This window comes from Ancylobacter mangrovi (genome assembly GCF_024752355.1).
Taxonomy (GTDB): Bacteria; Pseudomonadota; Alphaproteobacteria; order Rhizobiales; family Xanthobacteraceae; genus Ancylobacter; species Ancylobacter mangrovi.
Window position 1 is genome coordinate 1 of the sequence record NZ_JANTHZ010000008.1, and the last position, 12,662, is coordinate 12,662.

General features: G+C 68.9%; 14 protein-coding genes. 10 read left to right on the top strand and 4 right to left on the bottom strand.

Annotated elements, in window-relative coordinates; translation table 11 throughout:
* Positions 1-425: 425 nt before the first annotated feature.
* Positions 426-629, bottom strand: a complete 204-nt coding sequence (locus NVS89_RS16590; protein WP_258733883.1) for a DUF1737 domain-containing protein — start codon at positions 627-629, stop codon at positions 426-428.
* A gap of 10 nt (positions 630-639) precedes the next feature.
* Positions 640-1,539 (bottom strand): HpcH/HpaI aldolase/citrate lyase family protein, encoded by a 900-nt coding sequence (locus NVS89_RS16595; protein ID WP_258733884.1) that lies wholly within the window; start codon positions 1,537-1,539, stop codon positions 640-642.
* 91 nt (positions 1,540-1,630) lie between these two features.
* Here NVS89_RS16595 and NVS89_RS16600 point away from each other — a divergent pair, with 91 nt between their 5' ends.
* From NVS89_RS16600 to cysW, 9 genes are all read left to right on the top strand, one after another.
* A complete protein-coding gene (locus NVS89_RS16600) occupies positions 1,631-2,803 on the top strand; it encodes an NAD(P)/FAD-dependent oxidoreductase (RefSeq protein WP_258733885.1) in 1,173 nt (390 codons plus the stop codon).
* A 25-nt stretch (positions 2,804-2,828) separates the two neighbouring features.
* Positions 2,829-3,587: a DUF429 domain-containing protein gene (locus NVS89_RS16605; RefSeq protein ID WP_258733886.1), complete on the top strand. Its 759-nt coding sequence runs from the start codon at positions 2,829-2,831 to the stop codon at positions 3,585-3,587.
* 121 nt (positions 3,588-3,708) lie between these two features.
* Positions 3,709-4,044: a DUF2849 domain-containing protein gene (locus tag NVS89_RS16610; protein WP_258733887.1), complete on the top strand. Its 336-nt coding sequence runs from the start codon at positions 3,709-3,711 to the stop codon at positions 4,042-4,044.
* 24 nt (positions 4,045-4,068) lie between these two features.
* Positions 4,069-5,724 carry a nitrite/sulfite reductase gene (locus NVS89_RS16615; protein ID WP_258733888.1) on the top strand — a complete coding sequence of 552 codons (1,656 nt, stop codon included), beginning with the start codon at positions 4,069-4,071 and terminating at the stop codon, positions 5,722-5,724.
* Positions 5,711-6,217: a DUF934 domain-containing protein gene (locus tag NVS89_RS16620; RefSeq protein ID WP_258733889.1), complete on the top strand. Its 507-nt coding sequence runs from the start codon at positions 5,711-5,713 to the stop codon at positions 6,215-6,217. The genes NVS89_RS16615 and NVS89_RS16620 overlap by 14 nt, the downstream gene beginning before the upstream one ends.
* A 16-nt stretch (positions 6,218-6,233) precedes the next feature.
* Positions 6,234-6,974, top strand: coding sequence for a phosphoadenylyl-sulfate reductase (locus NVS89_RS16625; protein ID WP_258733890.1), 741 nt, complete (start codon positions 6,234-6,236; stop codon positions 6,972-6,974).
* Between the two features lie 204 nt (positions 6,975-7,178).
* The gene (locus tag NVS89_RS16630) at positions 7,179-8,195 is read left to right on the top strand and encodes a sulfate ABC transporter substrate-binding protein (RefSeq protein ID WP_258733891.1); all 1,017 of its coding nucleotides are present in this window, start codon (positions 7,179-7,181) and stop codon (positions 8,193-8,195) included.
* A gap of 117 nt (positions 8,196-8,312) precedes the next feature.
* Positions 8,313-9,173 (top strand): sulfate ABC transporter permease subunit CysT, encoded by an 861-nt coding sequence (gene cysT, locus NVS89_RS16635; RefSeq protein ID WP_258734077.1) that lies wholly within the window; start codon positions 8,313-8,315, stop codon positions 9,171-9,173.
* Positions 9,170-10,006, top strand: a complete 837-nt coding sequence (cysW, locus tag NVS89_RS16640) for a sulfate ABC transporter permease subunit CysW (protein WP_258733892.1) — start codon at positions 9,170-9,172, stop codon at positions 10,004-10,006. The genes cysT and cysW overlap by 4 nt, the downstream gene beginning before the upstream one ends.
* 19 nt (positions 10,007-10,025) lie before the next feature.
* Here the strand turns inward: cysW and NVS89_RS16645 are convergent, their stop codons facing one another.
* Together NVS89_RS16645 and hisE are read right to left on the bottom strand one after the other, a co-directional pair.
* Complete coding sequence (locus tag NVS89_RS16645; protein ID WP_258733893.1) at positions 10,026-10,607, bottom strand: YqaA family protein; 582 nt, start codon at positions 10,605-10,607, stop codon at positions 10,026-10,028.
* 44 nt (positions 10,608-10,651) lie between these two features.
* The gene (gene hisE / locus NVS89_RS16650; protein ID WP_258733894.1) at positions 10,652-11,077 is read right to left on the bottom strand and encodes a phosphoribosyl-ATP diphosphatase; all 426 of its coding nucleotides are present in this window, start codon (positions 11,075-11,077) and stop codon (positions 10,652-10,654) included.
* 242 nt (positions 11,078-11,319) lie between these two features.
* Between hisE and NVS89_RS16655 the strand changes: the two genes are divergently transcribed.
* Complete coding sequence (locus NVS89_RS16655) at positions 11,320-12,621, top strand: D-alanyl-D-alanine carboxypeptidase family protein (protein WP_258733895.1); 1,302 nt, start codon at positions 11,320-11,322, stop codon at positions 12,619-12,621.
* The last annotated feature ends 41 nt before the right edge of the window (positions 12,622-12,662 follow it).

Here is a 12,662-nt window from a genome sequence, read left to right on the forward strand (position 1 = left end):
GTGCAGTCGACAGTTTTCCCGCCGGCGACCGCCGGTCCGAAGACCTCGTCTCTGTCGGGATCAACCTGAGGAGCAAAAGCACCGCGTCAGCGGCGCGCCCCGTCGATGGCCGCTTTATAAGGGGACCAAAGATGCCGTGTCAACGGGGATTTTTACAAAAGCGACACAGTCCGCCCTCGGTGGACAACTCCACCCGGCAAAAGCGATAATTGGCTACCTTTCAATAGGTTAGCACTTCTGACGCATCTCGCGCCCCGTCTCTGGCCGCCCTCCGGCGCCGCCGCGTCGGACTTTCGTCTAGGCTGCGGATCGGCGGCATCCGGGCACCGATTCCCGCCGGCTCCCGCCCTAAAGCCCGCGCCGGCCAGCCCATAAGCGCCACGCACCCTTCATTTCCGCCGCCCCTCGGCGCCTGAAACGCGACCCTACTGCTCGGAAAGCACGATCTCCTCCGACCACTCGCCCTCGACCTCTTTCACGATCGTCTGGCCGCAGATCACCCGGCCCTTCAGCGGGTCGAAGGTCAGGGTCGGGCTGCCATGGAGCTGCCAGCCGCGGTTCAACGCCGCCGAGACGCGCTTGCAGAAGGACACGTCGTCCGGTCCCGTGAGATAGCGATAGAGCTTCATCTTCTTTTCCTCAGTTCCGCGCCGCGATGGCCTCGGCGAGCGCCACCGTCTTGCGCGCAATGTCGGCATGCATGCGCTCGAACATCCGGCCCTCGATCTGCAGCACGCCCTTGGCGGCGTTCTCGGGCCTGTCGAACACCTCGATCAGCATCCGCGCCTCGTCCACCTCCTTCTCGGGCGGCGAGAAGGCGGCGTTGCAGGGCTCGATCTGGGTCGGGTGGATCAGCGTCTTGCCGTCGAAGCCGAGATCGGCCGCCTCCACGCATTCGCGCGCGAAGCCCTCGAGGTCGCGAAAGCCGTTCCATACCCCGTCGAGCACGTCGACCCCGCCGGCCCGCGCCGCGAGCACGCAGAGCGACAGCCAGGCCTGCATCGGCGCGCGGCCGGGCACGATGCGCGCGCCGGTCTCCTTCGAGAGATCGTTGGTGCCGAGCACCAGCACGGCGAGCCGGCTCAGCGGGTCGCGGGCGGCCAGCGCAATCTCGCCCGCCTTCAGCACCGCGAGCGGCGTCTCGATCATCGCCCACACCTTGAGCCCGACCGGCGCGCCCAGCCCATCGAGCCGCCGCCCGGTCACGCGCAGCGTCTCCGGGTCGGCCACCTTGGGGATCAGCACCGCGTCCGGCCCTGCGCCGGTCGCCGCCGTGGCCGCGAAGGCGGCGAGGTCGTCCTCGAACCAGGGCGTGTCGGCGCCGTTGACGCGCACCACCACCTCGCGATGGCCGAAGCCGCCGGCGGCGAGCGCCTCCGCCACCAGGGCGCGGGCCCCGGCCTTGGCATCGGGCGCCACCGCGTCCTCGAGGTCGATGATGACGCCATCGCAGTCGAGGCTGCGCGCCTTTTCAAGCGCGCGGGCATTGGCGCCCGGCATGTAGAGCACGCTGCGGCGGGGGCGGAGGGCTGGGGACATGATTCGCTCGGCTAATTGGCAGAAATCCATTTCGAGCCTATCCGGCTGTCAGGCGCACGGCCAGTCGATGCCGTCGGCCCGGGACCGGATCATGGACGACAGTTTCGACGTGCTCATCGTCGGCGGCGCCATCATGGGCGCCATGACGGCCTATTTCCTCACGCGCGATCCCGGCTTCCACGGCCGGGTCGCCGTCATCGAGCGCGACCCGAGCTTCGCGCATTCCTCCACCACCCTGTCGGCGGCCTCGCTGCGCCAGCAGTTCTCCATCCCCGAGAACATCCGCATGTCGCTGTTCGGGCTGGAGTTCCTGCGCGGCGCGAAGGAGCGCTTCGGGCCCGACGCCGATCTCGCCTGGCACGAGGGCGGCTATCTCATCCTCGCCAGCGCCGCCGGCCTGCCGGTGCTCGAGGCCAATCACCGGATGCAGAAGGCGGAGGGCGCCGACATCGACCTACTCGCGCCCGACGCGCTCGCGGCCACCTTCCCCTGGCTCAACGTCGCGGGCCTCGCCGCCGGTGCCTATGGCCGCTCGGGCGAGGGCTGGTTCGACGCCCATGCGCTGCTCTCCTGCACGCGCGCGGCCGCGAAAGCACAGGGCGCGCAGTTCGTCACCGGCGACGTCACGGCAATCGCGCGCGAGGGCGGGCGCATTACCGGCGTCACGCTGGCGGACGGGCGGCGCGTCGGCTGCGGCGTGCTGGTCAATGCCGCCGGCCCTCGCGCCGGCCGGGTCGCCGCCATGGCGGGCCTCGCGCTGCCGGTGGAAGGGCGCAAGCGCTGCGTCTTCGTGCTTCACTGCCGCACGCCGCTGCCGCGCCTTCCCCTGCTCGTCGACCCGACCGGCTTCTACATCCGGCCCGAGGGCGCCTACCAGATCTGCGGCGCCCCGCCGCCGGAGGACAACGATCCCGATGCCGGCGAGGATTTCGAGGTCGACTGGTCGGTGTTCGAGGAAGGCATCTGGCCCGCCCTCGCCCACCGCATCCCCGCCATGGAAGAGCTGAAGGTGGTGCGCGCCTGGGCCGGCCATTACGAGATGAACCTGCTCGACCACAACGCGGTGATCGGGCCGCATCCGGAGGTCGGCAATCTCTACTTCATCAACGGCTTCTCCGGCCACGGACTGCAGCAGGCCCCCGCCGCCGGCCGCGCCATCGCCGAATGGATCGTGCATGGCCGCTCGGTCTCGCTCGACCTCGACGTGTTCGGCTATGAACGCATCGCCGCCGGGCGCCCGCATGCGGAGCTGAACATCATCTGACCGGCGGACCGACGGGAGGAGCGCCATGCGCGTCGCCAGCATCGACGGCTGCAAGGGCGGCTGGGTCGCGGTCATCGTCGAGCCGGGCGGCGCGATGCGGGCCGAGCGCATCTCCCGTGTCGGCGAACTGTTCGATCGGCCGGACGCGCCCGACCTCGCCGCCATCGACATGCCGATCGGGCTGCCGGACCGGATCGGCCCGAAGGGCCGCGCGCCGGAGCGGCTGGTGCGCCCGCTTCTCGGCGCCCGCCAGTCGAGCGTGTTCTCCATCCCTTCGCGCGCGGCGGTCGCCGCGGCGCTGGACGCGGAGGCCCATCCGGAGGAAGGCCTGCGCTATCGGCATGCCTGCGCTGTCGCCCGCGCAACCTCCGATCCGCCGCGCGCCCTCGCCAAGCAGGCCTTCCACATCATGCCGAGGATCGGCGAGATCGACGCGCTGCTGTGCGAGCACCCTTCCCTGCGCACGCGCCTCCACGAGTGCCATCCGGAGGTCAGCTTCTGGGCGATGAACGGCGAGGCGCCGGTGCCGATCGCCAAGAAGGTGAAGAACGCGCCGCACGGGCCGGGGCTGGTCCTGCGCCGCCAACTCCTTGCCGCGCAAGGCTTCGGCGAGGACATCACCGCCGCCGCGCGGGCGCGTGCGATCGGGGTCGGTGCGGACGATCTCCTCGACGCCTGCGCGGCGGCCTGGACCGCCCGGCGTATCGCCGAAGGACGGGCGCGCGCCTTCCCTTCGCCACCCGACAGGGATAGGCACGGCCTGCCCATCTGCATCCAGGCATAATTCACAGACATATTCTGCTTGATTTTAAACACACATGATCCGTGTGTTTAAATGGCCTTTGCACGCATCCATTTCGTGTTATGTTCGTTGTAGAGACTCTAATGACAGGACTTCCCGGGCAATGGCCGCTCCGCAGCAGCAGAAACTGAAGGTCAACGGCCCCGTCGCCGTCACGGCCAACCGCCTGAGCGACGGCGTCGTGGTCTGGCGGACCGCGGCGGGCGGCTGGTCGACCGACCTCGCCGACGCGGCCGTCGTCACCACCGCGCCGGAGGCCATCGCCCTGCTCGAGAGCGCCTCCGTCCGTCACACCGATGCGGTCGGTGCCTATGTCGCCCCGGTGGTCGTCGTCGAGGACGGCACCGTCCGGCCGGGGAACCTGCGCGAGCGCATCCGCGTCGCCGGCCCCACCTTCACCCTGCCCGGCGCCCTGGGCGCCGACCTGCCGGCGGCCTGAGCCGCTACAGCCGAAGCGAAGCCCATGTACGTCTATGACGAATTCGATCGCGCCTTCCTCGCCGAACGGGTGGCGGAATTCCGCGATCAGGTGAACCGCCGCCTCGCGGGCGCGCTGAACGAGGACGAGTTCAAGCCGCTCCGGCTGATGAACGGCGTCTATCTTCAGCTCCACGCCTATATGCTGCGCGTCGCCATCCCCTATGGCACGCTGTCGGCGGCCCAGCTTCGCCGCATGGCCCATGTCGCGCGCACCTATGACCGCGGCTACGGCCATTTCACCACCCGGCAGAACATCCAGTTCAACTGGATCAAGCTGGAGAACCTGCCCGACGCCATGGCGGAGCTCGCCGAGGTCGGCGTGCACGGCATCCAGACCTCGGGCAACTGCATCCGCAACGTCACCACCGACCAGTGGGCCGGCGCGGTGCCGGGCGAGTTCGACGACCCGCGCATCTGGGCCGAGATCCTGCGCCAGTATTCGACGCTGCATCCCGAGTTCACCTACCTGCCGCGCAAGTTCAAGATCGCCATCACCGCCGCCGGGCACGACCGCGCCGCCATCAAGGTGCACGATGTCGGCCTGCGCCTGCACCGCAACGAGGCGGGCGAGCTCGGCTTCGAGGTGCTGGTCGGCGGCGGACTCGGGCGCACGCCCTTCGTCGGCAAGTCGATCCGCCCGTTCCTGCCGGTGCGCGAGCTGTTGAGCTACATCGAAGCCATCATGCGCGTGTACAATCAGTACGGGCGCCGCGACAACATCTACAAGGCCCGCATCAAGATCCTGGTGCACGAGATCGGCGCCGAGGAATTCTCGAAGGCGGTCGAGGCCGAATGGGCGGCGATCCGCGACGGCGCGCTGCACCTCACCGACGAGATGATCGAGGAGATCCGCTCGCGCTTCGTCTATCCCGCCTATGAGGCGCTGGACGACGAGCCGGCCGAGTTCACCGCGGCGATGGCGGACCCGCGCTTCGCCACCTGGTTCGCCAATTCGGTCCACCCCCACAAGGTGCCGGGCTATTCGATCGTCACCATCTCGCTCAAGCCAGTCGGCGCCCCTCCGGGCGACGCCACCGCCGACCAGATGGACGTGATCGCCGACCTCGCCGACGCCCATGCCTTCGGCGAGATCCGCGTCGGCCACGAGCAGAATCTCTGCCTGCCGAGCGTCGCCAGGCGCGACCTGCCGGAGCTCTGGCGCCGGCTCGACGCGGCCGGGCTCGCCACGCCGAACGTCAACCTCGTCAACGACATCATCTCCTGCCCCGGCCTCGACTATTGCGCGCTGGCCAACACCCGCGCGATCCCGGTGGCGCAGGAGATCGCCAAGCGCTTCGCCGACCTCGACAAGGCGCGCGGCATCGGCCGGCTGCACATCAACATCTCGGGCTGCATCAACGCCTGCGGCCACCACCATGTCGGCCATATCGGCATTCTGGGGGTCGAGAAGAACGGCCAGGAGTTCTTCCAGATCACGCTCGGCGGGCGCGCCGACGAGCAGGCCCAGCTCGGCACGCTGCTCGGCCCGGCGGTCTCCTACGACCAGGTGCCGGGCCTCGTGGAGGACGTGGTCGCCACCTATATGGAGCTGCGCTCCGGCCCGCAGGAACTGTTCGTCGACACCGTCGCCCGCCTTGGCGTCGAGCCTTTCAAGGAGCGCGTCTATGCCGCTCATTGAGAAAGGCCGCGTGGTCGAGGACCGCTTCCACCGCATCGGCGACGACGAGGCGCTGCCCGAGGGCGCGCCGGTGCTGATCGGCATCGACCGCTTCCTGCGCGAGGCCGAGGCGCTCAAGGGTCGGCAGGCGCCGGTCGGCGTCATCTGGCCGAACGACCGCCCCATCGGCGAGATCGAGCCCTATCTCGGCCAGCTCTCGCTGATCGCGCTGGGGTTCCCGATCTTCCGCGACGGGCGGGCCTACAGCCAGGCGCGGCTGCTGCGTGAACGGCTCGGCTGGACCGGGCCGCTCAGGGCGGTGGGCAACGTGCTGCAGGACCAGTTCCTGCTCATGCAGCGCTCGGGCTTCGACCAGATCGAGGCCGTCAAGCAGGCCGATGCCGCCGCCTTCGAAGAGGTGGTGCACCGCTACAGTGCCTTCTACCAGCCGGCAACGGATGAACGTCCCAGCCTCCTGCGCCAGCGGCTCGGCCGCACGGCGCGCCCGGAATGATCCCGGAGCATTCTCCATGACCATCGCCCAGCGTCTCGACCTCTCCAATGAGGGTTCCGTGCCCTGCAAGGACGACGTGGGCGGCCTGTCCTGCGCGCTGGCCGAGGCGAGCCCGACGGAGATCATCGCCGCCGCCATCGACAATGTCGCGCCGGGCAAGCTGTGCCTCGTCTCGTCCTTCGGCACGGAATCGGCGGTGCTGCTTGCCTTCATGGCCGAGGTCGACCGCACGCTGCCCGTGGTCTTCCTCGACACCGGATGGCTGTTCGAGGAGACGCTGGCCTATCGTGACACGCTGATCGACCGGCTCGGCCTCACGGACGTGCGCACCATCCACCCGGACGCGGACCGCCTTGCCGCGCTCGACGCCGACCGCAGCCTGTGGGACAGCGACCCGGACGCCTGCTGCCGCATCCGCAAGGTCGAGCCGCTGGCGCGCGCGCTCGCCGGCTTCGACGGCTGGCTTAACGGGCGCAAGCGCTATCAGGGCGGGCTGCGCTCCAGCATCCCGGTGGTCGAGCGCGACGGCAGCCGGCTGAAGTTCAACCCGCTCGCCACGCTGGAGCGGGCGGATCTGGAAGCCGCCCGCGCGCGCTTCGACCTGCCCCCGCACCCGCTCGCCGCCAAGGGCTTCGCCTCCGTCGGCTGCATGCCCTGCACCAGCCGCGCCCGTCCCGACGAGGACGGCCGCGCCGGTCGCTGGCGGGGGCGCGACAAGGCGGAGTGCGGCATCCACACGCTGCTCTCGACCCTCTGATCTCCCCTTGAAATGCAGGCGCTGCGGCTCCCGTCGCAGCGCCTGCCTCGGCATGTCTAGTCCAGCACTTTCAATGGGTTAGATTATTTTCTAGTAAATCGATATTCTATATTGACCATATCATTTACTGGTGGAAATCTTCCTCTCACAGTCTTGGCGCCGGGGGTTGTTGGCACCGGGCGCCTCATTCGGGGAGAAGAATCCATGCGCTTGAATTTCGGCCCCGCGGCCGCCGCCGCGCTCATTGCCCTTGTCGGCTCCGTCGCCTCGCCCGCGCCCGTGCGCGCCGCCGACGTCACCCTGCTCAACGTCTCCTACGACCCGACGCGCGAGCTCTACGCCAAGTTCAACGAACTGTTCGCGCATGAGTATCAGGCGCAGACTGGCAAGAGCGTCGAGGTCAAGGCCTCGCATGGCGGCTCCGGCAAGCAGGCCCGCTCGGTGATCGACGGGCTCGATGCCGACGTCGTCACCCTGGCCCTCGCCTACGACATCGACGCCATCGCCGATCGCGGCCTCATCGCGCCGGACTGGCAGAAGCGCCTGCCCGACAATTCCTCGCCCTACACCTCGACCATCGTGTTCCTGGTCCGCAAGGGCAATCCCAAGGGCATCAAGGACTGGGACGACCTCGTGAAGCCCGGCATCCAGGTCATCACGCCGAACCCGAAGACCTCGGGCGGGGCGCGCTGGAACTACCTCGCGGGCTGGGCTTACGCGCTGCGCAAATACGGCTCCGAGGACAAGGCGAAGGACTATCTCGCCGCCCTGTTCAGGAACGTGCCGGTGCTCGACACCGGGGCGCGCGGCTCCACCATCACCTTCACCGAACGCGGGGTCGGCGACGTGCTGCTCGCCTGGGAGAACGAGGCCTTCCTCTCGCAGCGCGAGCTCGGCGCCGACAAGTTCGACATCGTCGTGCCCTCGCTCTCGATCCTCGCCGAGCCGCCGGTCGCCGTGGTCGACAAGAACGTCGACCGTAAGGGCACCCGCGCCGCCGCCGAGGCCTATCTCAAGCTGCTCTATTCGAAGGAAGGCCAGAAGCTGGCGGCGGAGAACTTCTACCGCCCGCGCGATCCCGAAATCGCCGCGCAGTACAGGGACCAGTTCCCCAAGGTGGACCTCGTCACCATCGACGACCCGATCTTCGGCGGCTGGCGCAAGGCGCAGCAGACCCACTTCGCCGATGGCGGCGTGTTCGACCAAATCTACTCGAACTGACCCGCCTTTCCGGACCACGCGCCGCCCGTCCGCCCGACGACCCCGGTCGTCCGGGCGGACGCCTCGTCCGAACGCCGCCGGAGACCCGCCGTGAGCGAAACCGTCCTCGACCCGCCGATGAACGCCGGCGCCGCCGCCCTTCTGCCGGCCCGGCGCGCCGGGCACGTGCTTCCCGGCTTCGGCCTCACCATGGGGCTGACGCTGCTGTGGCTCGGCCTCGTCGTGCTCATCCCGCTCGCCGGGCTGTTCCTGAAGACGGCGGAGCTCTCGCCGGCGCGCATCCTCGGCATATTGACCGCCACCCGCACACTGAACGCGCTGAAGATCTCGTTCGGCCTGTCGCTCGCCGCCGCGGCGCTCAACCTCGTCTTCGGCGCCGTCATCGTCTGGGCGCTGACGCGCTACGACTTCCCCGGCCGGCGCGTGCTCGACGCGCTGATCGACATCCCCTTCGCCCTGCCCACCGCCGTCGCCGGCATCGCGCTCACCACGCTCTATGCGGAGAACGGGTGGATCGGCGCCCTGCTGGCGCCGTTCGGCATCAAGGTGGCGTTCACCCCGCTCGGCATCCTGGTCGCGCTGATCTTCATCGGGCTGCCCTTCGTGGTGCGCACCGTCCAGCCGGTGCTGGAAGATCTCGACCGCGACCTCGAAGAGGCCGCCGCCACGCTCGGCGCCGGGCGCTGGACCACCATCCGGCGCATCGTCCTGCCGGCGGTCTTCCCCGCCTTCCTCACCGGCTTCGCGCTCGCTTTCGCCCGCGCCGTCGGCGAATACGGCTCGGTCATCTTCATCGCCGGCAACCTGCCCAACGTGTCGGAGATCGCCCCGCTGCTGATCGTCATCCGGCTGGAGGAATTCCGCTATGCGGACGCCACCGCCATCGCCGCGACCATGCTCGTCGCCGCCTTCCTCCTGCTCTTCGTCATAAACGCCCTGCAGCGCTGGTCGCAGGCCCGCACGGGACGGTTGTCATGAAGCCGGAAAGCGTCCATGCCGAGCCCGCTCCGGTGCGACGGGCGGTCATCGCCGCCGCCGCCCTCGTCGTCGGCCTGTTCATCGTACTGCCGCTCGTCAACGTCTTCGCGCAGGCGCTGTCGAAGGGCTGGGCGGCCTATGCGAGCGCCCTCGTCGAGCCGGACGCGCTCGCCGCGATCGAGCTGACGCTGCTCGTCACCGCGCTCTCGGTCGGCCTCAACGCCGCCATGGGCCTCGTCATGGCCTGGGCGATCACGAAGTTCTCCTTTCCCGGCAAGAGCTTCCTGATCACGCTCATCGACCTGCCGTTCTCCGTCTCGCCGGTGATCGCCGGCCTCGTCTTCGTGCTGCTGTTCGGCGCGCAGGGTTTCTTCGGCGGCTGGCTGATCGACAATGGCTGGAAGATCATCTTCGCCTGGCCCGGCATCACCCTCGCCACCGTGTTCGTCACCTTTCCCTTCGTCGCCCGCGAGCTGATTCCGCTGATGCAGGAGCAGGGCACGGCCGAGGAGGAGGCCGCGGTCACGCTCGGCGCCGATGGCTGGCGCGTCTTCACGCGCGTCACGCTGCCCAACATAAGGTGGGCGCTGCTCTACGGGGTGCTGCTCTGCAACGCCCGCGCGATGGGCGAGTTCGGCGCGGTGTCGGTGGTCTCGGGCCATGTCCGGGGCGAGACCAACACCATCCCGCTGCAGGTCGAGATCCTCTACAACGAGTACCAGTTCCAGGCGTCCTTCGCCGTCGCCTCGCTGCTGGCCCTGCTGGCGATCGTCACCCTGCTGGCCAAGGCGGCGCTGGAGGCGCGTATCGGTGCTCGCCATCGCGGGCACTGAAAGGGGACAGGAACGGGATTCAGAACAGGTAGAGCGAGCCCACGATCCCGCCGACCAGCACCACCGCGAACACCACCGTCACCAGCCCCAGCCGCTCCTCGATGAAGGTCCGCGCCGAGGGGCCGATCCAGTACAGCAGCCCCGCGACCATGAAGAAGCGCAGGCCGCGGGTGATGACCGACAGCACAATGAACCAGAACAGGCTGTAATGGGCGAAGCCCGAGGTGATGGTCACCACCTTGTAGGGGATCGGGGTCAGCCCCTTGATGAGGATGATCCAGTGACCGTAGTGCTGGTACGCCTCAGAGAACGCCTCGACCTTGTCGCCGTAGCCATAGAGGTGGATCAGGAACATCCCGACCGATTCATAGAGCAGCGCGCCGATGGCGTAGCCGAACAGGCCGCCGACGACCGAGGCCAGCGTGCAGATCAGCGCGTACCACCAGGCGAGCTTCGGGCGCGCGACGCACATCGGCACCAGCATCACGTCCGGCGGCACCGGGAAGAACGAGCTCTCGGCGAAGGAGACGCCGGCCAGCGCCCAGGGAGCGGACGGGCGCTCGGAGAGATCGATGACCCACTGATAGAGGCGGCGCAGCATGGAGAGGTCCCGGCGGAAGGGGTAAGGCGGGCGTTCGGAAAGGCTCAGCGACGGCGTGCGCCCGGGCCGGGGCCCTCGCCCGAGAATTCGAGCGCGGATTTGGACACCGGCCTGGGCGAAGATTTGGCCGAACCGGAATCGGGCTCCGCGGCGAAGCGGCGCTTGGGCAGCTTCTCGGCCATGCCGAGCAGTTGCTCGCGTCGCTGCATCTCGGACCACACCTCCTCCGGCTCGATGCCGAGATCGGCCCATAGCACGATGAGATTGTAGATCAGATCCGCGCTCTCGCGCACCGCCCCCGCCCGGTCGCCGCACACGCCATCGAGCGCCACCTCGACCGCTTCCTCCGCCACCTTCTTGGCGATGAAGCCGCGGCCCCTGGCGAACAGCTTCGCCGTGCGCGGCGAGGAGTTCATCCCGTCGCGCGTCGCGGTCACGGCCTCGTGCAGACGGCGAATCGAATCAGTCATGAATTCATCCTAGAGGCAATTGGATGAAGAGGTTATGGCGGGATAACGCGCCGCGGCCCGTCCTAGCCTCGCCAATGGTGGCGCCGGCGGCGCGCACCGGCCCGGCCGGCGCGTGTTCTCGATCCTGTGAAGCATGGCGGGCCGGCGAGGCGCCCGCGCATTTTGCTCCGCAGCAGGGAAGGGAGTATGAGGTGCAGCAGAGAGCCTTGAAGCCGCAGCCAAGCTGGAGACGGATCAGAAGCGTGCTGAAACTTTCGTCCTTCCGCACCCTCCGCCATCCCCGCCGCGCCGGTCTCGCCTTCGCCCGGCGCGCGCTGGGCGCCCTCATCCCCGGCAGCGTCCTCCTCGGCAGCCTCGCCCTCGCCGCCACGATCGGCCTGACGGCGACGGCCCATGCCACGCCGAAGCTCGTCATCGAGATCGACAGCGGCAAGGTGCTGCTGGCCGAAGACGCCACCAAGCCGTGGTACCCGGCCTCGGTGACCAAGCTGATGACCGCCTATGTCACCTTCAAGGCGCTGCGCGCCGGCCGCGTGACGCCCGAGACGCTCATCACCATGACGCCCGAGGCGGCCGCCCAGGAGCCCTCGAAGATGGGCTTCAAGATCGGCACCCAGATCACCATCGACAATGCGCTGAAGATGATGCTGGTCAAGTCGGCCAACGACATCGCCATCGCGCTCGCCCAGGGCGTCGGCGGCAGCCTGCCGGGCTTCGTGGAGGAGATGAACTTCACCGCCCGCGAGCTCGGCATGGACGGCACCCATTACGACAACCCGAACGGCCTGCCCTCGCCGGGACAGATCACCACCGCCCGCGACCTCGCCGTGCTCGCCCGCGCCATCTACACCGAGTTCCCCGAGCGGGCGAAGCTGTTCAGCATTCCCGCGATCAAGCTCGGCAGCCGGGTGATCCGCAACTACAACAAGCTGATCGACCGCTATCCCGGCGCGGAAGGCATGAAGACCGGCTTCATCTGCGCCTCCGGCTTCAACCTCGTCGCCAGCGCCAAGCGCGGCGACAAGCGCATCCTCGCCATCGTGCTCGGCACCAATTCCGGCCGCGAGCGCACAGAGGAGGCCGCCCTGCTGCTGGAGAAGGGCTTCCAGCATTCGTGGAAGATCTTCGGCGCCGTGGCCCCGACGGTGGATTCGCTGCGCAACGAGGGCGGCCCGCCCACCGACATGCGCGCGCAGGTCTGCGGCGGCAAGCGCAAGAACACGGCCTCGGAGGACGACGACGGCGATTCCTCCAGTTCGTCGAGCTTCGTCGCCGCCGGCATGGGCAGCCTCGGCGACAATGTGACCGGCGCCAGCCTGCTCCAGAACCTGCCGCCCTCCATGCCGCCGGTCGACGTCTGGGTCGGTCCCTATCCGAGCGACGACGCGCTCGCCGAGGCCTATCCCGCGCCGCCGGCCAAGAAGACCGTCACCACCAAGAAGACGAAGGCGCTCGCCACCACCGCGCCGCGCCCGCCGGCCAAGCCATTGCCGCGGCAGGCCCCCGCCCCCACCTATCCGGCAGTGCCCGCACCGCCGAAGTGAGCCTAGCCGGTTCCGGCTCCGGCAGGCCCTGCGGAACCGGA

Coding starts and splice junctions, on each gene's coding strand:
- NVS89_RS16590 (WP_258733883.1), bottom strand. CDS start 629: ATGAAGCTCTATCGCTATCTCACGGGACCGGACGACGTGTCCTTCTGC.
- NVS89_RS16645 (WP_258733893.1), bottom strand. CDS start 10,607: ATGCTGCGCCGCCTCTATCAGTGGGTCATCGATCTCTCCGAGCGCCCG.
- NVS89_RS16610 (WP_258733887.1), top strand. CDS start 3,709: ATGGCCGCTCCGCAGCAGCAGAAACTGAAGGTCAACGGCCCCGTCGCC.
- NVS89_RS16605 (WP_258733886.1), top strand. CDS start 2,829: ATGCGCGTCGCCAGCATCGACGGCTGCAAGGGCGGCTGGGTCGCGGTC.
- hisE (WP_258733894.1), bottom strand. CDS start 11,077: ATGACTGATTCGATTCGCCGTCTGCACGAGGCCGTGACCGCGACGCGC.
- NVS89_RS16595 (WP_258733884.1), bottom strand. CDS start 1,539: ATGTCCCCAGCCCTCCGCCCCCGCCGCAGCGTGCTCTACATGCCGGGC.
- cysW (WP_258733892.1), top strand. CDS start 9,170: ATGAAGCCGGAAAGCGTCCATGCCGAGCCCGCTCCGGTGCGACGGGCG.
- NVS89_RS16620 (WP_258733889.1), top strand. CDS start 5,711: ATGCCGCTCATTGAGAAAGGCCGCGTGGTCGAGGACCGCTTCCACCGC.
- NVS89_RS16615 (WP_258733888.1), top strand. CDS start 4,069: ATGTACGTCTATGACGAATTCGATCGCGCCTTCCTCGCCGAACGGGTG.
- NVS89_RS16630 (WP_258733891.1), top strand. CDS start 7,179: ATGCGCTTGAATTTCGGCCCCGCGGCCGCCGCCGCGCTCATTGCCCTT.
- NVS89_RS16625 (WP_258733890.1), top strand. CDS start 6,234: ATGACCATCGCCCAGCGTCTCGACCTCTCCAATGAGGGTTCCGTGCCC.
- NVS89_RS16600 (WP_258733885.1), top strand. CDS start 1,631: ATGGACGACAGTTTCGACGTGCTCATCGTCGGCGGCGCCATCATGGGC.
- cysT (WP_258734077.1), top strand. CDS start 8,313: ATGAACGCCGGCGCCGCCGCCCTTCTGCCGGCCCGGCGCGCCGGGCAC.